Source organism: Microbacterium sp. OR16, assembly GCF_047306725.1.
Taxonomy (GTDB): domain Bacteria; phylum Actinomycetota; class Actinomycetes; order Actinomycetales; family Microbacteriaceae; genus Microbacterium.
Genome location: NZ_JAZEXK010000001.1, coordinates 1,293,839 through 1,314,823 on the forward strand (window position 1 = coordinate 1,293,839; position 20,985 = coordinate 1,314,823).

17 protein-coding genes are annotated in these 20,985 nt (G+C 69.9%); 8 read left to right on the forward strand and 9 right to left on the reverse strand.

The annotated features are described in order from the left end of the window. Positions 1 to 23: 23 nt before the first annotated feature. Positions 24 to 860, reverse strand: a complete 837-nt coding sequence (locus V2S05_RS06270) for an aldo/keto reductase (RefSeq protein WP_413634438.1) — start codon at positions 858 to 860, stop codon at positions 24 to 26. Positions 861 to 879: 19 nt separating this feature from the next. Then, positions 880 to 2,256 (reverse strand): heparan-alpha-glucosaminide N-acetyltransferase domain-containing protein, encoded by a 1,377-nt coding sequence (locus tag V2S05_RS06275; RefSeq protein WP_413634439.1) that lies wholly within the window; start codon positions 2,254 to 2,256, stop codon positions 880 to 882. A gap of 61 nt (positions 2,257 to 2,317) precedes the next feature. Between V2S05_RS06275 and hrpA the strand changes: the two genes are divergently transcribed. The 5 genes from hrpA (at position 2,318) to V2S05_RS06300 (ending at position 10,722) form a co-directional block, all read left to right on the forward strand. After that, the gene (hrpA, locus tag V2S05_RS06280; RefSeq protein WP_413634440.1) at positions 2,318 to 6,376 is read left to right on the forward strand and encodes an ATP-dependent RNA helicase HrpA; all 4,059 of its coding nucleotides are present in this window, start codon (positions 2,318 to 2,320) and stop codon (positions 6,374 to 6,376) included. A 23-nt stretch (positions 6,377 to 6,399) separates the two neighbouring features. Beyond that, positions 6,400 to 7,344: a quinone oxidoreductase family protein gene (locus V2S05_RS06285; protein ID WP_413634441.1), complete on the forward strand. Its 945-nt coding sequence runs from the start codon at positions 6,400 to 6,402 to the stop codon at positions 7,342 to 7,344. A 90-nt stretch (positions 7,345 to 7,434) separates the two neighbouring features. Beyond that, positions 7,435 to 8,775 carry an O-acetylhomoserine aminocarboxypropyltransferase/cysteine synthase family protein gene (locus V2S05_RS06290; RefSeq protein WP_413634442.1) on the forward strand — a complete coding sequence of 447 codons (1,341 nt, stop codon included), beginning with the start codon at positions 7,435 to 7,437 and terminating at the stop codon, positions 8,773 to 8,775. Between the two features lie 50 nt (positions 8,776 to 8,825). Then, positions 8,826 to 9,815 carry a Gfo/Idh/MocA family protein gene (locus V2S05_RS06295; RefSeq protein ID WP_413634443.1) on the forward strand — a complete coding sequence of 330 codons (990 nt, stop codon included), beginning with the start codon at positions 8,826 to 8,828 and terminating at the stop codon, positions 9,813 to 9,815. Position 9,816: 1 nt separating this feature from the next. Next, a complete protein-coding gene (locus V2S05_RS06300) occupies positions 9,817 to 10,722 on the forward strand; it encodes an NYN domain-containing protein (protein WP_413634444.1) in 906 nt (301 codons plus the stop codon). A 150-nt stretch (positions 10,723 to 10,872) separates the two neighbouring features. Here the strand turns inward: V2S05_RS06300 and V2S05_RS06305 are convergent, their stop codons facing one another. From V2S05_RS06305 to V2S05_RS06325, 5 genes are all read right to left on the reverse strand, one after another. Continuing rightward, the gene (locus tag V2S05_RS06305; RefSeq protein ID WP_413634445.1) at positions 10,873 to 12,102 is read right to left on the reverse strand and encodes an MFS transporter; all 1,230 of its coding nucleotides are present in this window, start codon (positions 12,100 to 12,102) and stop codon (positions 10,873 to 10,875) included. 5 nt (positions 12,103 to 12,107) lie between these two features. Beyond that, positions 12,108 to 12,713 carry a winged helix-turn-helix domain-containing protein gene (locus V2S05_RS06310; RefSeq protein ID WP_413634446.1) on the reverse strand — a complete coding sequence of 202 codons (606 nt, stop codon included), beginning with the start codon at positions 12,711 to 12,713 and terminating at the stop codon, positions 12,108 to 12,110. 107 nt (positions 12,714 to 12,820) lie between these two features. Next, entirely contained in the window at positions 12,821 to 13,195 is a 375-nt protein-coding gene (locus V2S05_RS06315; protein ID WP_271637122.1) for a PLDc N-terminal domain-containing protein, read from the reverse strand. 36 nt (positions 13,196 to 13,231) lie between these two features. Beyond that, positions 13,232 to 14,056 carry a sulfurtransferase gene (locus tag V2S05_RS06320; RefSeq protein ID WP_413634447.1) on the reverse strand — a complete coding sequence of 275 codons (825 nt, stop codon included), beginning with the start codon at positions 14,054 to 14,056 and terminating at the stop codon, positions 13,232 to 13,234. A 14-nt stretch (positions 14,057 to 14,070) separates the two neighbouring features. Continuing rightward, positions 14,071 to 15,000 carry an aldo/keto reductase gene (locus V2S05_RS06325; RefSeq protein ID WP_413634448.1) on the reverse strand — a complete coding sequence of 310 codons (930 nt, stop codon included), beginning with the start codon at positions 14,998 to 15,000 and terminating at the stop codon, positions 14,071 to 14,073. A 93-nt stretch (positions 15,001 to 15,093) separates the two neighbouring features. On the opposite strand from V2S05_RS06325, the gene pgi reads away from it, so the two are divergent. After that, positions 15,094 to 16,773 carry a glucose-6-phosphate isomerase gene (gene pgi, locus V2S05_RS06330; protein WP_413634449.1) on the forward strand — a complete coding sequence of 560 codons (1,680 nt, stop codon included), beginning with the start codon at positions 15,094 to 15,096 and terminating at the stop codon, positions 16,771 to 16,773. Between the two features lie 27 nt (positions 16,774 to 16,800). Here the strand turns inward: pgi and V2S05_RS06335 are convergent, their stop codons facing one another. Beyond that, a complete protein-coding gene (locus V2S05_RS06335; RefSeq protein WP_413634450.1) occupies positions 16,801 to 17,352 on the reverse strand; it encodes a MarR family winged helix-turn-helix transcriptional regulator in 552 nt (183 codons plus the stop codon). 79 nt (positions 17,353 to 17,431) lie between these two features. On the opposite strand from V2S05_RS06335, the gene V2S05_RS06340 reads away from it, so the two are divergent. Together V2S05_RS06340 and V2S05_RS06345 are read left to right on the forward strand one after the other, a co-directional pair. Beyond that, entirely contained in the window at positions 17,432 to 19,063 is a 1,632-nt protein-coding gene (locus V2S05_RS06340; protein ID WP_413634451.1) for an MFS transporter, read from the forward strand. A gap of 63 nt (positions 19,064 to 19,126) precedes the next feature. Beyond that, complete coding sequence (locus V2S05_RS06345; protein ID WP_413634452.1) at positions 19,127 to 19,738, forward strand: flavodoxin family protein; 612 nt, start codon at positions 19,127 to 19,129, stop codon at positions 19,736 to 19,738. A 204-nt stretch (positions 19,739 to 19,942) separates the two neighbouring features. On the opposite strand, the gene V2S05_RS06350 is transcribed toward V2S05_RS06345, so the two are convergent. Further along, a complete protein-coding gene (locus V2S05_RS06350; protein ID WP_413634453.1) occupies positions 19,943 to 20,974 on the reverse strand; it encodes a fatty acid desaturase family protein in 1,032 nt (343 codons plus the stop codon). Positions 20,975 to 20,985 lie beyond the last annotated feature (11 nt).

Consider the following 20,985-nt stretch of genomic DNA (forward strand, 5'->3'; position numbering starts at 1 on the left):
CGGCAGGGGGTCTCAGGGGTGCGTCAGTTCAGGTCGTTCGGGTGGGTGCCGACCCGGCCTGAGCCGTCGAGCGGGTCGAGCCCGTCGATCACGGTCATCTGCGCGTCGTCGAGCTCGAAGTCGAACACGTCGAGGTTCTCGCGCATCCGCTCGGGCCGCACCGACTTCGGGAACACGATGAAGCCCTTCTGCAGGTGCCAGCGCAGCACGACCTGAGCCGGGGTGCGGCCGGTCGCCGACGCCGCGTCCGCGACGGCAGGGGTGCCGAACAGGTCGTACTTGCCCTGCCCCAGCGGACCCCACGACTCGATGCGCACGCCGTGCTCGGCGGCCCAGCCGGTGATCTCGCGCTGCTGGTACGCCGGGTGCAGCTCGATCTGATCGACCGCCGGGGTGACGCCCGTCTCGGCGACGAGGCGCTCGAGGTGCGGCACGAGATGATTCGAGACGCCGATCGAACGGGCGAGGCCGCGCTCGCGGATGCCGATCATCTTCTCCCACGCGTGGACGTAGTTGTCGTTGGCGGGCGTCGGCCAGTGCACGAGGTACAGGTCCACCGCGTCGAGTCCGAGCTTCTCGAGGCTCTCGTCGATCGCCCGGTCCGGCTCGTCGCCGTCGTGGCGGTCGTTCCACAGCTTCGTCGTGATGAAGAGCTCGTCGCGCGGGATGCCGCTCTTGGCGATGGCTGCGCCGACGCCCTCCTCGTTCTTGTAGATCGCCGCCGTGTCGATGTGCCGGTAACCGGCCTCGAGCGCCTCGGTGACCGCACGCTCGGCGTCGTCGGCAGGCACGAGGAAGACACCGTAGCCGAGCTGGGGAATGCTGTTTCCGTCGTTCAGTTCGAGAGTGGGGATCGTCATCGTCCCAGCGTAGGGCCGCTCAGCGGGGCGAGGGCGGGACCGACGGACGCGAGACGGTCGCCGAGAGGCGCGACAGGAGCGTCTCGAGGGGTCCGCGGCCGCGCAGGATCGACCACAGGGTCGAGGCGATGAGCAGCACCACCGCCGACCACAGCCAGACATCGAACGAATCGAGGAAGACGCCGGGTCCGGCGATCAGCGCGTACGACAGCACGTGCGCGCTGTAGGCCGAGAGCGGCATCGATCCGAGCGCGGCGAGCGGCAGCAGCACCCAGCGCAGCGGTGTGCTGAGCAGAAGGCACAGGGCGATCACGGCGACAGCGAATCCGCCCGATCCGATGATCTCAGCCGTGCCCCCGGAGTGCGGTTCTACGGCGATCAGCGCGAGCAGCGCGCTGCCCAGCGGATCCTGATCGGCGAGTTCGGCGAAGTACGACTCCCACCCGGAGGTGTCGACCTGGGCGTCCGGCTCAGCGTTCTGCAGGCCGGCATCGAGCGGATAGCAGCTGATGTAGGCGTCGCCGTAGTCGTCGCAGACCGTGCCCGCGAAGTCGATCTCGTCAGGGGCGACGCCCAGCAGCGGCTCGGAGCCGGTGTCGCTCCCGCTCGCGCTGAGCCACACCGAGTCGTCGCTCAGCGACGACGCCGAATCCGGATATGTCGATCCGGCGGCCGTACCGGCGACACCACCCAGGGCGCCGACGCCGTATCCCACGACCGCGAGCAGCACCCCGATCGCGAGCAGCCGCAGGCGATCAGCGGTGCGGTCGAGTCGTGTGCGCCCGATCGCCATCCCCACCAGCAGCAGCGCCAGCCAGACGGTCAGCGGATAGGTGCCGAACAGCACGAGCGCCGCGCCGGGACCGTCGGAGTGGAAGGTCAGGGCCTGCAGCAGAGCGAGCAGGGGCGGCCCCGCGATCGCGAGCACGACGGCTGCCACGAGCAGGCGCGAGACGCGCCAGCGCACGAACGCGGCGGCGATGATGTAGAGCGCTCCGTAGAAGGTGAGGATGACCGCGATGGGCGTGCCGAGCAGTTCGAGCGCGAGTCCTATGGCGAAGATCACCGCGCCGCGGACGACGAGGGCGAGTCTGATCGCGGGCAGCTCCGACACGTCGGGCAGACGGGTGCGTCCGGTCATCAGCGCGACCGATATGCCCGCCAGCACGGCGAAGAGGATCGCCGAGCGGCCGTGCACGAGATCACCCCACGTCGACGGATCCAGGAGCGACAGCTCGGGCGTGGTGAGCAGATGAGCAGCCATCATGCCCAGCACAGCCACCGCACGCGCGACGTCGAGCCCCATCAGACGCGGAGGTCGCCCGAAGCCGGTGCACCAGGCGCGCAGCGTCGAGACCGGGCGCGGCGGGGCGATGTCGCCCTGGATCGTCGTCACCCGCTGAGTCTATGCACGCGCGCGCGACGCGCGTGCACCCGCGGCGATACGATGGAGGGCTATGTCTTCGCCCGTGATCTCCTACCCGCCCGAGCTGCCGGTCAGCGCCGCGCGCGATGAGATCGCCGCGGCGATCCGCGACCACCAGGTGGTGATCGTCGCGGGCGCCACCGGATCGGGCAAGACCACCCAGCTGCCGAAGATCTGCCTCGAGCTCGGTCGCGAGCGCATCGCGCACACGCAGCCGCGTCGACTGGCCGCGCGCACCATCGCCGAGCGCGTGGCCGAAGAGCTTCGGGTCGAGCTCGGCGGCCTGGTCGGCTACAAGGTGCGCTTCACCGACCAGGTGTCGGATGCCACCCGCATCGCACTGATGACCGACGGCATCCTGCTGAATGAGATCCACCGCGACCGGCTGCTCACCCGCTACGACACGATCATCATCGACGAGGCGCACGAGCGCTCGCTCAACGTGGACTTCCTGCTCGGCTATCTGCGGCGGATCCTGCCCGAGCGCCCCGACCTGAAGGTCATCATCACCTCGGCCACCATCGATCCCGAGAGCTTCGCGGCGCACTTCGCCTCCCCTGCCGCAGACCCTGACGGCGAGGCGGTGCCGGCGCCCATCATCGAGGTGTCCGGGCGCACCTATCCGGTCGAGATCCGCTACCGGCCGCTCGTGGACGACGCGCCGGCTGCCGAGGAATCCGGCGGACCGAGCGCGAAACGGCCCGACCGGGGCGGTTCGCCGAAGGGTCTCGGGAGCTCTGACCGCGCCGGCGCGGAGCCCGAGGACGAGGTGACCGCGATCGTCGCCGCCCTGCGCGAGCTCGAGCGCGAGGCGCCGGGCGACGTGCTCGTCTTCCTCCCCGGCGAGGCCGAGATCCGCGATGCGGCCGACGCCGTGCGCGGTGCGTACCGATCGGCGACCTCCCCGGTCGAGGTGCTGCCGCTGTACGGTCGACTGTCGGCCGCCGAGCAGCACCGAGTGTTCGAGCCGTCGAAGGTCGCAGGTGTCCGCCGCCGCGTCGTGCTCGCCACGAACGTGGCCGAGACGAGCCTCACCGTTCCCGGCATCAAGTACGTGATCGACACCGGCACCGCCCGCATCTCGCGCTACAGCGCGCGGTCGAAGGTGCAGCGCCTGCCCATCGAGGCGGTGTCTCAGGCATCCGCGAATCAGCGCTCCGGACGCGCAGGCCGAACCAGCGACGGCATCGCCATCCGCCTCTACGGCGAGGACGACTTCGACCGGCGACCCGAGTTCACCGAGCCGGAGATCCTGCGCACCTCGCTCGCGTCCGTGGTGCTGCAGATGCTGTCTCTGGGCTTCGGAGACATCAGCGAGTTCCCCTTTCTCACACCTCCCGACTCTCGCGGGGTGAAAGCGGCCGTCGATCTGCTCACCGAGATCGGCGCAGTCGATGCCGTCAGAGGTCAGCAGCCGAGGCTGACGCGGATCGGGCGTGAGATCTCGCGGATGCCCATGGATCCGCGGTTCGCGCGGATGCTCGTCGCCGCATCGTCGTCCGACGGGGGCGTGCTGGCCGATGTCATGGCGATCGTCGCCGGGCTCTCGATCCAAGATGTGCGCGAGCGTCCCAGCGCCGACGCGCCGCAGTCCGTGCGCGACGAGGCCGAACGCATGCACGCGCGTTTCGTCGATCCGACCAGCGACTTCCTCACGCTGCTGAACCTGTGGAACCACCTGCGTGAGCAGCAGAAGGAGCTCGGCTCCAGCGCGTTCCGGCGGATGTGCCGCAGCGAGCACTTGAACTACGTGCGCGTGCGGGAGTGGTTCGACGTGCACCGGCAGCTGCGATCGCTTGCGAAGACGCCGAAGGGCTCTTCGACACGCTCAGGACAGGCCGCAGGGACCGAGGTCGCGTCGGACCCGGATGCCGTGCACCGCGCGATCCTCGCCGGCCTGCTCTCGCAGATCGGCATCCTCGACGAGCGCACCGCCGCCGTTTCGCCTCGCTCCGCTCGCTCGACGACCGGTTCCGAGAAGAAGGGCCGCCGCATCGCGGAGTACCGCGGCGCCCGCGGCATCCGATTCTCGATCTTCCCCGGATCCGGTCTGCGCAAGAAGGCTCCGCAGGCGGTGATGGCCGCCGAGGTCGTGGAGACCTCGCGCACCTTCGCCCGCACGGTGGCGGCGATCGACCCGGCGTGGGCCGAGGCTCTCGCGGGAGACCTCGCCAAGCGACAGGTCACCGAGCCGCACTGGTCGAAGGATGCCGGCGCCGCTGTCGCCTACGAGAAGGTGACCCTCTTCGGCGTCGAGATCATCCCGAAGCGGCGGGTGCAGTTCGCGCGCATCGACCGCGCCGGCGCGCGCGAGCTGTTCCTGCGGCATGCGCTCGTCGAGGGCGAGTGGGATCCGTCGCGCCTCGACAAGCGGGTGAGCGCGTTCTGGCGCGCGAACGCCGAGCTGCGTCGCCGCCTCCAGAAGCTCGAAGAGCGCGAGCGCCGCCGCGACATCCTCGCGGGCGACGAAGCCGTGTTCGCGTTCTACGACGAGCGCATCCCCCGCGAGGTCTTCGACGTGCGCTCGTTCGAGACGTGGTGGCGCGACGCGCTGCAGACCTCGCCGAAGCTGCTCGTCATGCGCGAGAGCGACCTCGTCGACGACGACAGCAGATCCGATCAGAGCGAGTTCCCCAGCCGCTGGCAGCAGGACGACCAGGTGCTCGGCCTCGCGTACCGCTTCGAGCCCGGCGCCGACGACGACGGCGTGAGCGTCGTCGTGCCGCTCGCCCTGCTGCAGCAGATCCGTGACACGGGTTTCGACTGGCAGGTGCCCGGGCTGCGTGCCGAGCTGATCACGGCACTGCTGCGCGCCCTGCCGAAGGCGATCCGCCGGCACGTCGTGCCCGCTGCCGACTGGGCCGAGAAGTTCGGCGAGCAGGTGAGCGGCGGTGGGCCTGAGCATCACTCCGGGGTGCCGGAGCGATCGCTCAAGGAGTCGTTGGCGAGGCTCATCCAGCCGCTCGCCAATCAGCCGGTCTCCGCCGCAGACTTCGACGATGCCCGCGTGCCCGGGCACCTGCTGATGAACTTCAGGGCCGTCGATGAGAGGGGCCGCGTCGTCGGATCCGACCGTCACCTCACCGCCCTGCAGCAGCGGCTGTCCGACCGGTCGCGACAGAGTGTGACCCGCTCGCTCAGCCGCACCGAGCAGCCGCGCCCGTCCCGTCGGAGCGCGGAGCGCGTAGCCGAGGCATCCGCCCGCGGCCCGATCGAGCGCGACGACCTGACCGACTGGGCCTTCGGCGATCTGCCCGAGCTGCTCGACACGAAGGTCGCCGGCGGCACCGTGCGCGGGTATCCGGCGATCGTCGACCGCGGCAAGTCAGTCTCGATCCGGGTCGAGGCGACGGCGGATGCCGCGGCCGCGGCGACCCGCGACGGCGTGCTGCGCCTCGTGCTGCTGAACGTGCCCTCCCCCGCGTCGTACGTGCAGAACCACCTGACGGCGCCCGAGAAGCTCGCGCTCGCGGCCTCGCCGTACCCGAATGTCGCGAACCTCATCGAAGATGCCCGCACGGCGGTCGTGCGCGGCCTCATCGATGAGCGCGTGCCGGGCGGGGTGATCCGCACCGAGGCGGAGTTCCGGCGCGTGCGCGACGAGGTGAACGGGCAGCTCGTCGACCGTCTGTTCGCGTGCGTCTCGTTGGTGGCCAAGATCCTGACGAAGAGCCGCGACGTCGAACGCGGCATCAAGTCGCAGAACTCGCTCGCACTGCTCGGGCCGCTGAACGACATACGTTCGCAGCTCAGCGCGCTGATCCACCCCGGCTTCATCTCCGCCACCGGCGTCGATCGGCTCGCGCACCTCCCCCGCTACCTCGACGGGATGCTCGAGCGGTTGAAGACCCTCGCGAACGAGCCGGGCAGGGATCGCACGCGCATGACCGAGTATGAGCGCGTCGCGAAGGCATTCGACGACGCGGGCGGCGCCATCCCGCTCGCCCCCGACGCCCCGACGCACCTCGTCGAGGTGCGCTGGCTGCTCGAGGAGTACCGGATCAGCGTCTTCGCGCAGCGCCTGGGCACCGCGCAGCCGGTCTCGCCCCAGCGCATTATGAAGGCTCTCGCAGGCTCGAGCGTCTCCTGACGAGTCCAGGTAGCGTGGGCCGCATGGCTCACGCAATCGTCTATACCGAGATCGGCACCCCTGACGTCCTGCGGCTGACCGAGATCCCGGATCCGGTCGCCGGCCCCGGCGAGGTCGTGGTGCGCATCGAGGCCGCCGGGGTGAACCCGCTGGATGCCAAGCTGCGCCGCGGCGCGCGCCCCTCCGCGCCCATCGTCGAGCCGCGTCGCGTGGGCTTCGACGGCGCAGGGGTGGTGGCGAGTCTCGGCGAGGGCGTCACCGGATTCGCGATCGGAGACCGGGTCGTCATCGACAACGTGCTCGGCACCTACGCGAGCGCACTCGCCGTGCCGGTGTCGAAGCTGTTCCGCCTCTCCGACGGCGTCACGATGGCGGAGGGCGCGAGCCTGGGCATCCCGGTCGGCACCGCTTACCAGTGCCTGCGCTCGCTCGGCGTGGCGAAGGGCGACACGCTGCTCGTGCACGCGGGATCGGGCGCGGTCGGCCAGGCCGCCGTGCAGTTCGCGGTGATCTGGGGTGCGCGGGTGATCGCCACGGCCAGCCCCGAGCGCTTCGATCAGCTGCGCTCTCTCGGCGCGGAGCCGGTCGCGTACGGCGACGGGCTCACCGAGCGGGTGCGCGATCTCGCTCCCGAGGGTGTCACGGTCGCGCTCGACTGCGCCGGCACCGACGAGGCGATCCAGACCTCCCTCGCGCTGGTCGAGGACCGCGAGCGCATCGCGACGATCGTCCGCGGTCCGGATGCGGCCGACTTCGGCATCCGCGCCTTCTCGGGCGGCAGTCCCGTCCCGCTCACCGAGGAGGAGCAGGGGTGGCGACAGGAGGCCATCCCGCTGACGATCAACCTCATCGAGGCGGGCGATTTCCAGGTCGAGCTCGGGCCCGAGCTCCCCCTCGCCGATGCGGCGAGGGCGCATGAGCTGATCGAGCGGCACGCGGCGAACGGCAAGATCATCCTCGTCCCCTGACCGCGACTGTCGCGGCGCGGGCGTGCCTGCGCGCGCAACAGTACGACATACGAGGGGCGTCGATGCGCTGCACCAGAGCATCATGAGCACATGACTTCCCCGTGTAGCGCGATTCGGCAGGGCTTCGCGACCGCCCAGGTGCAGGCCGGGTACCAGCCCACCGGCGTTATCAGCGCCGTGCCGCCGATACACCAGACCGCGGCGTACGAGTTCGCATCGCTCGCAGAGGCGGCAGACCTGTTCGCGCTGCGGCGGCCGGGCATCATCTACGGCCGGAACGCGAACCCCACCCAGCAGATCCTCGAAGAGCGCGTCGCACTGCTCGAGGGCGGGGTGAGCGCGGTGGCCGTCGCCTCCGGTCAGGCCGCCGTCGCTGTCACGGTCCTCGCACTCGTGCACCGCGGAGGTCACGTCGTCGCCGCCGACCAGCTCTACGGCGGCACCATCGACCTGCTGCAGGAGACGCTCGACGACTTCGGCATCTCGGTCACCTTCGTCGACCAGGACGACATCGCCGCGTGGCGCGACGCCATCACGCCGCGCACACGGCTGCTGTTCGCGGAATCGGTCGCGAACCCCATCGCCCAGGTGCTCGACATCCATGCGGTCGCCGACGTCGCGCACGCGGCGGGCGTGCCCCTCGTCATCGACAACACCGTCGGCACCCCGTACCTGGTGCGCCCTGGCGAGCACGGCGCGGACTTCGTCGTGCACTCCGCCACGAAGTTCCTCTCCGGTCACGGCAGCTCGCTGGGCGGCGTGGTGGTCGATCAGGGCAGCTTCGATTTCGGTGCCGAGCCCGCGCGGTGGCCGCAGTTCACCGCGCCCTACACGCGATTCGGGGATCTCGTGCTGTGGGAGCGGTTCGGGAGGGGGCAGGCCTTCGCCGCACTGGTGAAGTCGAAGTACGTGCACGATCTCGGCCCGTCGCTGTCTCCGTTCAACGCGTGGCAGATCCTGCAGGGAATCGAGACGCTCGATCTGCGGGTGTCGCGCCAATCGACCACGGCGCGTCTCGTGGCCGAGCATCTGGCCGGGCATCCGGCAGTCGCGCGCGTGCACCATCCTTCGCTCGACGACAATCCCTGGCGCGACGCCGCCGTGCGCTATCTTCCGAACGGCGCCCCCTCGGTGTTCTCGTTCGACATCGTCGGAGCCGAGGACGACGGGGCGTTCGAGCGTGTCGCCGCCGTCGTCGACGAGCTTCGGGTGTTCCGGCTCGTCGCCAACATCGGTGATGCCCGCAGCATGGTCGCGCACCCGGCATCGATGACCCACTCGCACCTCACCGCCGAGCAGCGCGCCGCAGCGGGGATCTCGCTGAACACCGTGCGGGTCTCGGCCGGGCTGGAGGACCCGGCCGACCTCATCGCCGACCTCGACCGCGTGCTCGCGCCCCTGCGGAAGGACGCCCTGGTCGGCGCCCGCTGAGCTGAGCATCTCCTGGTCGTCGATGTCGGACGCCCCGATACGCTGAAGCCATGACCGGACTTCGATGGGGCATCCTCGCCACCGGCGGCATCGCGACCGCCTTCGCATCCGACCTGAGAACCTCAGGACTCGACGTGGTGGCGGTGGGCTCGCGCACGCAGGAGTCAGCCGATGAGTTCGCCGCGCGCTTCGAGATCCCGCGCGCACACGGATCGTACGTCGACCTCGCCGAAGACCCCGAGGTCGACATCATCTACGTCGCCACCCCGCACCCGATGCACCATGAAGACGCCCGGCTCGCGCTCCAGAACGGCAAGCACGTGCTCGTCGAGAAGGCGTTCACTCTCAACCGGGCCGAGGCGGAAGACCTGCAGAAGCTCGCTGCCGAGAAGGGCCTGCTCGCGATGGAGGCGATGTGGACCAGGTACCTGCCGCACATGGTGCGGCTGCGCGAGATCGTCGCCGAGGGGACCCTCGGCGAGATCCGCTCGGTGTCGGTCGACCACACGCAGAGCCTGCCCACGACCCCCGAGCACCGCATCAACGCCCTCTCGCTCGGCGGCGGGGCGCTGCTCGACCTCGGGATCTATCCGATCTCGTTCATCTGGGACGTACTGGGTGCTCCCACCGACATCACTGCGAGGGCCCGCCTGGGCGAGACGGGGGCGGATGCCGAGGTCGCGACGATCATGACCCACGCGGGCGGCGCGATATCGACCTCGCTCTCCTCCGCGCGCACGGTGGGGCCCAACACGGCCGTCGTGCTGGGCACCGACGCGCGGATCGAGATCGACCGGGTCTGGTACACGCCCACCTCGTTCCGCGTGATCGCTGCCGACGGAACGGTGATCGAGACGTACGAGTCGCGGGTCGACGGCCGAGGCATGCAGTACCAGGCGTTCGCCGCCGAGGGCGCCGTCGCCCACGGTGATCCGGCCGGCTCCGTGCTCGCCCTCCCCGTCGCCGAGTCGGTGGCCATCATGGGCACTCTCGACGAGATCCGCCGCCAGATCGGCGTCGTCTACCCGAGCGAGAGCTGACATGGCAGAGACCACCGGCCGCGTGGCGGTCTACCTCGACTTCGACAACATCGTCATCTCCTGGTACGACCGGGTTCACGGCCGCAACGCCTACGGCAAGGACCGCCAGCGCATCACCGACGACCCGAACGACGCCGAGGTCGCCGAGCGCCTCAAGCAGGCGACGATCGAAGTCGGCGCGATCATCGACTACGCCTCGTCTTTCGGCACCCTCGTGCTCACCAGGGCGTACGCCGACTGGTCGTCTCCGGTGAATGCCGAGTACCGTTCGCAGCTGGTCGCCCGCGCGGTCGACCTCGTGCAGCTGTTTCCCGCTGCGGCCTACGCGAAGAACGGCGCCGACATCCGACTGGCGGTCGACGCCGTCGAAGACATGTTCCGCCTGCCCGACCTCACGCACGTGGTGATCGTCGCCGGAGACAGCGACTACGTGCCGCTGGCGCAGCGCTGCAAGCGCCTGGGCCGATACGTGATCGGCGTGGGAGTGGCGGGATCGACGGCGAAGTCGCTCGCCGCCGCATGCGACGAGTTCGAGTCGTACGACTCGCTTCCCGGCGTCGTGCGCCCGGCTGCCGAGGCCGCGGCCGCGACGACCGCGAAGGGCAAGGCCGAACCGAAGAGCACCGCCAAGACGCGCCGCACGCGCACCGCGGGGCCCAAGCAGGACGACCAGGCCGAGGCGACCGCGCTGCTCGTACGAGCACTGCGGCTCGGGCATGACAAGGCCGACGCCGACGAATGGCTGCACGCGTCCGCGGTGAAGACGCAGATGCGCAGAATGGACCCCTCGTTCAGCGAGAAGGCGCTCGGCTACCGGTCGTTCAACGACTTCCTGCGCTCGCGGGATGACGTGGCCGCACTCGAGGAGAGCGGCCACGAGCGTCTGGTCCGTCTGCGGGAGAGCTGATGAATCGGCGAGCCGACGACCCCCGGGCGCGGATCTGAGCGGGGATGACCAGCGAGGTATCGGTTCCGGCATCCGGACCTCGACGAGGCTCTGCGCGCATCACTCACCGCATGACGACACAGGCGGATCCGGCCTGTCCGCCCGGGCCCTTCAGCCGGAGGCGCGGCGCTGCTCGCGCAGAGCCGGCAGGTACCCGATCGCGCCGAGCATGCTGAACGCGCCCGCGACGACCACCGCGATGAGCGTGCTCGTCGTCTGAGCGAGCGGCATGAGAACGAGCAGTCCCAGGCTGTACGCGCCTCCCGCGATCATCGAGTTGATAGAGAGCACCATCGCGCGCGTGTCGGCACCGCTCTGCCTGTGCAGCAGCGCGTTGTGCAGGGGCCCCGCCGCGCCGTGCGTGAGGTAGGCGAAGCCGTATCCGATGAGCAGGCCCACCGGCCCGACGGCGATGCCCATCAGCACGACGACGGCTCCGTTGAGGATGCGCATCACCATGGCCGCGCCCGCCGGTCCCAGCCGGCGGCGCACGAGGGCGACCGATGACGAGCCGATCGCGAACAGGCCCCAGGCCACTGCCGATGCCGGCCCGAAGACCGCGGCCGCGGCGCTCTCGGAGCCCAGCTGCTCGGTGAGCCGCACCGGCGCCAGCGACTCGAACCCGATCATCGCCATGCTCCAGAACACCTCGACGAGCACCAGGCCACGCAGCACGCCCGAGCCGCGCAGCAGCCGCAGCCCGCCGCGCATGGCCAGCGGCGTCTCGCGTACGGCGAAGACGAGCGAGACGCGTTCGCGATGCGGTTCGCGCACGAGGATCCCGACGAGCACGCCGAAGATCGCGTAGACGGCCGTCGAGACGATGTAGGGCAGCACGAGGGCCGACTGTCCCGGCACGGGATGCCAGGCGACGAGCGCCCCGCCGAGGGCCGCGCCCAGGGCGATCGTCGTGCCGAGCGCGGCCGCTGCGCGACCGAGGGGCGCGTCGAGCTCGGCGTGCGGATCGTCGGCGAGCGCCGCGTCGACGAACCAGGCCTCGAGCGGGCCGGAATCCAGAGCACGGAACACGCCCTGCAGCACGAGAGCGATCGCGAAGACGGCGAACGTCTCGGACATCAGGAAGACCCACGTCGATGCGACCGCGAGAGCCGCGGCGGCGAGCAGCAGCGGGCGGCGCCCTATCGCGTCGGCCAGGCCGCCGGTCGGCAGTTCGAGTCCGAGCACGACGAAGCCCTGCAGCGACATCAGCACGCCGATCTCGGCGAGGCCGAGCCCTCTCTCGAGCGGCAGCAGCACGATCATCCCGAAGGTGATGCCAGCGGGCAGCCAGCGCAGGGCGGTCAGCAGCACGTACCGCCGCTCGGCTTGCCTGCGGGTCAACCCGCTCACGTCCGCGCCGCCCCGTCGCTCGGAGCGCGCGGCGCCGCGCGGCCGAGGGGCGCGGCGTGCGTGGTGACGTGCAGACGCACCGCGTCGGGATCGCCGGCGCCGGCGGCGCGGTAGCGGTCGAACACCTCGGCCAGCTCGGTCAGCATCGCATCGGCCTGCGGCGGAGTCACCTCGACGACGGTGTCGCTGAGGCCGAGGTGATCGCGCCACTCGGGCGACCATCCCGCGGCATCCTCCTCCCATCGCTCGGCGCGCTCTACGAAGTCGCGCAGATACGCGCGCTGCAGCCAGTTCGCCGCCGCTGCGGCATCCGGTCGGTCGTCGAAGTCGGACGGAGCCCAGGAGTGGAAATCGCTCGTGGCCTGCCACTCTCGACGGCGCCCCACGCCCTCCCCCGTGTCGCGCACGAGCCCCACGGCGGCCAGCTGCCGCAGGTGGTAGCTCGTCGCCCCGGAATTCGTGTCGAGCAGCCGGGCGAGGTCCGTCGCCGTCGCCGGGCCGTGCATGCGCAGCAGACCGGGGATGCGGGCTCGCAGCGGGTGGGCGAGCACGCGGATCTGCTGCTCGTCGAGGCGGACGCCGCGCAGGTGATCGTCGCTCATGCGACCAGCTTCACACCGACGCGTGCAATGCACGAGTTCTTTGCACACTTCCTTTGCATGAGGAACGACGCAATCGAATCAGCCCTGCACGGGCGGCAGCGCCTGGGTCAGTCCTCGCTGACGCTGTCGCCGCGATCCTTCTTGCGCTTCTCGATCTCCTGCCGCAGCCGCCATTCCTCGATCTCCCGATCGAGGTCTGCGATCTGCTGCTCGGTGGAGCGCATGTCGGCAGGTGGCGCCGTGGCGACCGGGGCCGCAGGCGCCGCATCACGGCGCGCGGGCCGCCCGAGCCGGATGCCGCCCTCGGGGTACTCGCGCCCCAGCGCGAACCAGAGCACACTCCCCAGCAGCGGCAGCAGCACGACCAGCAGCAGCCAGACGAACTTCGGCATGAACCGCACCTGGCTGTCGTCGCGACGGATGATGTCGACGAGCGCGAACACCATCAGCGCGATGGTGATCAGGGTGAACAGGAACGGCATGGTCTCAGAGTAGACGACCGGCGAGCTCGGGCGCCGTCACTCCGCGCCAGTGGCGACCGGGCGGCCCGGGGTGTTCGACCATGCACTCCACGAGCCGGGATACACGCTCACCTCGCGGCCGACGAGACTGCCCGCGAGAGCGAGCTGCGCGGCCGTGATACCCGATCCGCAGTAGGCGGCGATCGGCGTGCCCTCCTCGGCGCCGACGGCCTCGAACGCGGCAGCGATGTCGGCTGCGGGCCGGAACCTGCCGTCCTCGGTGAGCACGGTCGATATCGGCAGGCTCTTCGCCCCGGGGATGTGGCCTGCGACGGGGTCGATGGGCTCGGTCTCGCCGCGATAGCGCTCGGCGGCGCGTGCGTCGAGCAGCACCCCCGCATCGGGCCAGGTCGCCGCGGAGCGGGTGTCGATGATGCCCGCATCCCCGGGCGAGCCCAGCTCGACATCGCCCTCAAGAGGGGACACATCGCCGGTCTCCGCCTCACCGCCGGCGGCGAGCCACGCCCGCCAGCCGCCGTCGAGCACCCGAACGTCGAGCCCCGCGCGCCGCAGCGCCCACCAGGCGCGTGAGGCCGGAAGCATCCGGTCGTCGTCGTAGACGACGACGGGCACGCCCCGCCGCACTCCCCAGCGGCGGGCGGCCGCGGCGAGCGCCGCGTCGTCGGGCAGCGGGTGGCGCCCCTCGTGCGGGTCACCGTGTCGCGTCAGGTCGCGCTCGACATCGACGAACACGGCTCGGGGGATGTGCCCGGCCCGGTACTGCTCGTGACCGTCGGTGCGCCCGAGCGACCAGCGGACATCGAGCACGTGAGTGGCGTCGAGCCGGTCGCGCAGCTCGACGGCGGAGATGAGCGGATGCATGGCGGCCTTCTTCGTCAGGGGACGATGTGTCCGCCGATGCGGAACAGCTCGTACCACTCGGCGCGGGTCAGCTCGATGTCGGCCCCGGCGGCGGCATCCGCGACCCGCTGCGGCGTGGTCGTGCCGAGCACGACCTGCATGTGCGCAGGGTGACGGGTGATCCAGGCGGTGGCGATCGCTGTCGGCGTCGCACCGTACTTCGCCGCGAGCCGGTCGATCACTGCGTTGAGCTCGGCGTAGTCGGGGTTGCCGAGGAAGACGCCGTCGAAGAACCCGGCCTGATACGGCGACCAGGCCTGCACGGTGATGCCGTTGATACGGCAGTACTCGACGATGCCGCCTCCGTCGCGCACGACGCTCTGCTCCTCCCCCGCCATGTTCGCCGCGAGGCCCTGGGCGATGATCGGCGAGTGCGTGATCGACAGCTGCAGCTGGTTCGCCACGAGCGGCTGGGTGACCGCGGTGCGCAGCAGGTCGATCTGGCGCGGCGTGTGGTTCGAGACGCCGAACGCACGCACCTTCCCTGCGGTTTGCAGCTCGTCGAACGCACGGGCGACCTCATCGGGTTCGACCAGGGCGTCCGGGCGGTGCAGCAGCAGCACATCGATGTAGGAGGTTCGCAGCGCCTTCAGCGACCCGTCGACCTGGTTCATGATGTGCTCGTACGAGAAGTCGAACATCTGCTGCGACGGCACGATGCCGCACTTGGTCTGCAGCACGATCTCCTCCCGCTCTGCTGAGCTGAGCTGCAGGGCCGCGGCGAAGCGGTCTTCGCAGACGTGCATGGCGCCGCCGTAGATGTCGGCGTGGTCGAAGAAGTCGATTCCCGATGAGCGCGCGGTGTCGTAGAGCTCGCGCACCTCGGCATCCGTCTTGTCGGGGATGCGCATCATGCCGGCGATCACCGCCGGGGCGGTGCCGGTTCCGAACGGGATCGTCTTCATCGTTCCTCCTGGGTTCCGTGACCACGCTACCGGCCCGGGGGCGCAGCGTCATCGGCGGCGCCCGGATGCGGTCGCGGCGCTAACGTTGCTTTCATGAGCGCACCGATCGACCCCACCTCCACGTCTGCCTGGGCTGAGCTGTCGGCCATCCGGGACTCGTTCTCGCCCGACCTGCGCGGCTGGTTCGCCGACGATGCGACGCGTGTCGAGCGCCTGTCGCTGCCCCTCGCCGACCTGCACGTCGATCTGTCGAAGAACCTGGTGACCGATGAGATCGTCGGCGCCCTGGTGCGCCTGGCCGAGCAGACCGGCGTCGCCGAGCGCTACGCCGCGATGCTCGAGGGTCAGCACATCAACACCACCGAGGACCGCGCGGTGCTGCACACGGCTCTGCGTCGTCCGGAGGGTGCGTCGCCGGCGCTGGTCGTCGACGGGCAGGACGTTGATGCCGATGTGCAGGAGGTGCTGTCGTCACTCTCGGCGTTCGCCGACCGGGTGCGCTCGGGCGACTGGCTCGGCATCACCGGCAAGAAGGTGACGCACGTCGTGAACATCGGCATCGGCGGGTCCGACCTGGGCCCGGTGATGGTCTACGAGGCGCTCAAACCGTATGCGGATGCCGGGATCGAGGCGCGCTTCGTGTCGAACATCGACCCGACCGACATCGCGCAGAAGACCGCGGATCTCGACCCCGAGACGACGCTGTTCATCGTCGCCTCGAAGACGTTCACCACACTCGAGACGCTCACGAACGCGCGCCTCGCGCGCGACTGGCTGTGGTCGGGCCTGCAGGCATCCGGCGTGATGGAAGACGACGACGCGAGCCGCAAGAACGCCGTCGCGCACCACTTCGTCGCCGTCTCGACCGCACTCGACAAGGTCGAGGCGTTCGGCATCGACCCGAAGAACGCCTTCGGATTCTGGGACTGGGTGGGCGGTCGCTACTCGGTCGACTCCGCCATCGGACTCTCGCTCGCCGTCGTGTTCGGCCCGCCCGTGTTCCGTGAGCTTCTCGCGGGCTTCCACGCGGTCGACGAGCACGTGCGCAGCACGCCGCTCGCACAGAACGTGCCCGTGCTGATGGGCCTGCTCAACGTCTGGTACACGAACTTCCTCGACGCGCAGACGCACGCGGTGCTGCCCTACGCCCAGCAGCTGAACCGCTTCCCGGCGTATCTGCAACAGCTGACCATGGAGTCCAACGGCAAGTCCGTGCGATGGGACGGCACGCCGGTCACGACCGACACCGGCGAGGTGTTCTGGGGCGAGCCCGGCACCAACGGCCAGCACGCGTTCTACCAGCTGATCCACCAGGGCACTCGGCTGATCCCCGCCGACTTCATCGCCTTCGTGAACCCCGCCTACCCGCTCGCCGACGACGGACGTGATGTGCACGGGCTGTTCCTCGCGAACTTCCTCGCGCAGACCAAGGCGCTCGCCTTCGGCAAGACGGCGGAGGAGGTCGAGGAGGAGGGCACGACCGGCGCGCTCGTCGCCGCCCGCACCTTCCCCGGCAACCGCCCGACCACGTCGATCTTCGCGCCGTCGCTGACGCCGTCGGTGCTCGGTCAGCTCATCGCGCTGTACGAGCACATCACCTTCACGCAGGGCGTGATCTGGGGCATCAACTCCTTCGATCAGTGGGGCGTCGAGCTGGGCAAGCAGCTCGCGCTGCAGATCGCCCCTGCGCTGGAGGGCGATGCGGATGCCCTGGCGAGCCAGGACCCGTCGACGAAGGCACTGCTGGCGTACTACCAGGCCAACCGGCGCTGACCGGCGGCTGTTCGCCGGCGTCGAGCGTCAGCAGGTCTCCTCGGCGCCGCGCGTGAGTCGCTCGAGGAAGCGCACCACGACCTCGCGCTCGTCAGGGGTCAGCTCGGCGACCGCGGTGAACCGATCGGCGTGCACCCGGCCCACACTGTCGCGCACGCGCTGGTGCGTGTCGGGGGTGATGCTCACCATCACCGCCCGCCGATCGGTCGGATGCGGTGTGCGCGCGATGTGGCCGGCCTTGGCGAGCCGATCGAGCATCTTCGTGGTCGAGCTCGTCGAGATGCGCAGATGATCGGCGAGCATGCCGGCGGTGACGACGACGCCGTTGTTCAGCGATGCCACCAGGAAGCGCAGCGCCTCCATGTCGGTCTCGTTGAGCTCCATCTCGGTGCGCGAGCGCCGGCTGATGCGCTGCTCGGATTCGCGCCACGCGCGCATGGCCATCAGCACGCGCACGACCTGCTCGATCTCGGCGTCGCCCATGCCGTCGAACGTGACGAGCTGCTGTCCCGGGTCGATCACGCGCGGATCCATCATGGCCGGTCCGCGCGCGGCAGCGCTCTTCCTGCGCGTATGCATGCGCACAGCATATCCCCGCGTTGGCTGCACGCCAGGCTATTTACTTGCCAGGCGAGATAGTTTGTGAAACGCTGGTTCGGTGAATGCCGCATCAGCCAGAAGAAGATGGCTCAGTCTCGTCTTCATCAGCGTCGCCGTGTCGCTCATCATCGTGGACTCTACGATCGTCAACGTGGCCATCCCGTCGATCGTCGACGACCTCGGGATCAGCTCGACGCAGGTGCAGTGGGTGCAGGAGAGCTACACCCTCGTGTTCGCCGCGCTGCTGCTCGTCTTCGGCACCCTGTCCGACCGTTACGGCCGCCGCCTCATGCTGCTCGTCGGCATCGCCGTGTTCATGGCCGCGTCGGTGCTCGTCGCCCTGGCACCCACGGGCGATCTGCTCATCGGCGCGCGAGTGATCCAGGGCGTCGGCGGGGCGATGGTGCTGCCGACGACGCTGTCGCTCATCAACGCGGGCTTCCGCGGGCGCGAACGCGGCATCGCGTTCGCCGTGTGGGGTTCGACGATCGGCGGCATGGTCGCCCTCGGCCCGCTGCTGGGCGGCTGGCTCACCACCTACTTCTCGTGGCGCTGGGCGTTCGGGATCAACATCCCGCTCGGTCTGATCGTCGCGATCGGCGTGCTCGTCACCGTCTCCGAGTCGCGGGATGCTCCCGACGGCCGGCGCATCGACGTGCTGGGCGCCGTGCTCTCGGTCATCGCCAGCGCAGGGCTCGTGTTCGGTCTCATCGAGGGCCGCACGTACGGATGGTGGCTCAGCGACGGCACCCGCCGGCTGACGATCGGCGACTGGACCTGGCCGTTCGACCTCTCCCCCGTGCCGGTGTCGTTCGCCGTGGCCGCGATCTCGACCGCGCTGTTCGTCTGGTGGGGCATCCGCCGCACGCGTCGAGGGCAGTCGACGCTGCTCGCCCTGTCGCTGTTCGCCATCCCGTCGTTCCGCAACGGCAACATCGCCGCGCTCATCATCTCGCTCGGGGAGTTCGGCATCGTGCTGTCGCTGCCGCTCTGGCTGCAGAACGTGCTGGGCTACGACGCCCTGCAGACCGGCTTCGTGCTGCTCGCGCTCGCCCTCGGGTCGTTCGCGGCGAGCGGCTTCTCCGGCGCCGTCGGCTCGAGGGTGACTCCGATCGCCCTCGTGCGGGTCGGCATCGCCGCAGAGATCATCGGGGCGGCCGGACTCGGCTGGGCGATCAGCGCCACGGCGTCGTGGCTGCAGGTGGTTCCCTGGCTCTTCCTCTACGGCGTCGGTCTGGGCCTCGCGACCGCCCAGCTCACCGGGGTGGTGCTGAAGGACGTCCCGGTGCGCCTCAGCGGGCAGGGTTCGGGTACGCAGAGCACGGCGCGTCAGATCGGATCGGCGCTCGGCATCGCGGTGCTCGGCACCGTGCTGTTCACGGCGACCGGAGCGGCGCTCGACACACGCCTCGCCGACATGCCGGCCGTGCCGGACGCCGCCCGGACGCAGATCGTCGACACGGTCGTCGTGAGCGCGGGAAGTGCGATCCCCGCGCTCGCCGACCGCGATCCGGCGGTCGGCGACGCCGCCCGCGAGGCGTTCAGCGACGGCACCCGAGCGTCGGCGTTCGCCGCGGCCGGGTTCCTCGCGCTGGGACTCCTCGCGACTCTTCGCCTGGGGTCCGGCTCGCGGCGCGAGGACGACGGTTCGGACGCTGAGGCCGACCTCGCCGAGGCGCGAGACGTCTAGCCCATAGCCGTCCGGCACGGAAGGCCCTCCCGCGCCGCGCGGATGCGTGGTTTCGTGCCGCGCATGGATCAACAGCTCAGCGCTCTTCTCATCAACTGCACCCTCAAGCCTTCTCCTGCCGAGTCGAGCACGGACGTGCTCGGCGGACAGGTGCTCGACGCCCTCGCCGAACACGGAGTCTCGGGCGACAGCATCCGCGCCGTCGATCACGACATCCGGCCCGGCGTGCAGACCGACATGGGAGACGGCGACCAGTGGCCCCCGCTGCGCGAGCAGGTTCTCGCCGCCGACATCCTCGTGTTCGCCACGCCGACCTGGATGGGCCAGCACTCCAGCGTCGCGCAGCGCGTGCTCGAGCGGCTGGATGCCGAGCTGAGCGAGACCGACGAGCAGGGCCGGCCGATCCTGTTCGACAAGGTCGCGCTCGCGGTCGTCGTCGGCAATGAGGACGGCGCACACCACATCGCCGCCATCGTGTTCCAGTCGCTCGGCGACGTGGGCTACACGATCCCGGCGCAGGGCTCGATCTACTGGAACGGCGAGGCCATGGGGTCGACCGACTACAAGGATCTGCCCGAGACACCCGAGAAGGTCGCCCAGACGATCAAGACGGCCGCGGCGAACGCCGCTCACCTCGCTCGCGCGCTCAAGGCATCGGCGTACCCGGCGGTCTGAGCCGCGGCTCCGTCGGCATGCTCGGGCGGTACATTCCGGGGGCCGACACGCCAGATGTCGGACGCTTCGTCACGATGCGTCCGACATCTGGAGTGTCGGCCCCCGTTTCGTCACGCGCCCGTTCGCGAAGCGAGCGCCGCGACGCGCGGTCTCCCGAGGCGCTGCCGCCGCAAGGCGCGGTCGCCGGTCAGGCGCGGTCGCCGGTCAGGCGCGACGGAAGCTCGTGGCAGCCGGGCAGTCGAACGGGTCGGCGCCGGCGGCGAGGCCGACCCGGTTCAGGTACTCGATCACGATCGCGTAGGAGCGGCCGAGGCTCGTCTCGGTGTACGGCACGTTGTTCGAGGCACAGTAGTCGCGCACGATCTCGCGTGCTTTGGACAGGTGCGGGCGCGGCATGTTCGGGAACAGGTGGTGCTCGACCTGGTAATTGAGACCGCCCATGAGCGCCGTCGCCCACCAGCCGCCGCGGATGTTGCGCGAGGTGCGCACCTGCTTCGAGAAGAAGTCGAGACGCGCGTTCGGGTCGATGATCGGCATCCCCTTGTGGTTGGGTGCGAACGACGCTCCCATGTAGACGCCGAACACGGCCAGCTGCACGCCCAGGAACGCGAACGCGATGCCCAGCGGCAGCATCAGGAACACGGGGATGAGGAGAATCGCGAAGCGGAGCGCGATGATGCCGAGCTCGGTCCAGCGCCCCTTGACCTTCTTCTTCGTGAAGAGATGCTTCAGCCCGATGTAGTGCAGGTTCAGGCCCTCGAGGGTGAGCAGGGGGAAGAACAGCCAGCCGTGCTTGCGGGTGATCAGGCGGATCAGGCCCCGCGACTTCGCGGCGTCCTCGTCGAGGAAGGAGATCGTGTCGACCTCGATGTCGGGGTCCTTGCCGACCTGATTCGGGTTGCCGTGGTGCCTGGTGTGCTTGGAGTCCCACCACGAGTAGCTCATGCCGATGCTGCCCGCGAGGATGCGGGCGAGCGTGAAGTTCGCCGGCCCTGAGCTCAGGATCTGCCGGTGCGCCGCCTCATGCGAGAGGAAGGCGATCTGCGTGAAGATGATGCCCAGCGCTGCCGCGATCAGAAGCTGGAACCAGCTGTCGCCGAGCAGGATGAATCCGGTGACCGCTCCCCCGAGGGCGAGCACAATGCCGGCCGCGACGGCGATGTAGAACCACGAGGTGCGCTGCAGCAGGCCGGTCTCGCGCACCACCTGAGACACCTGCTTGTAAGCGTGCGCCATGGGAGGGAACT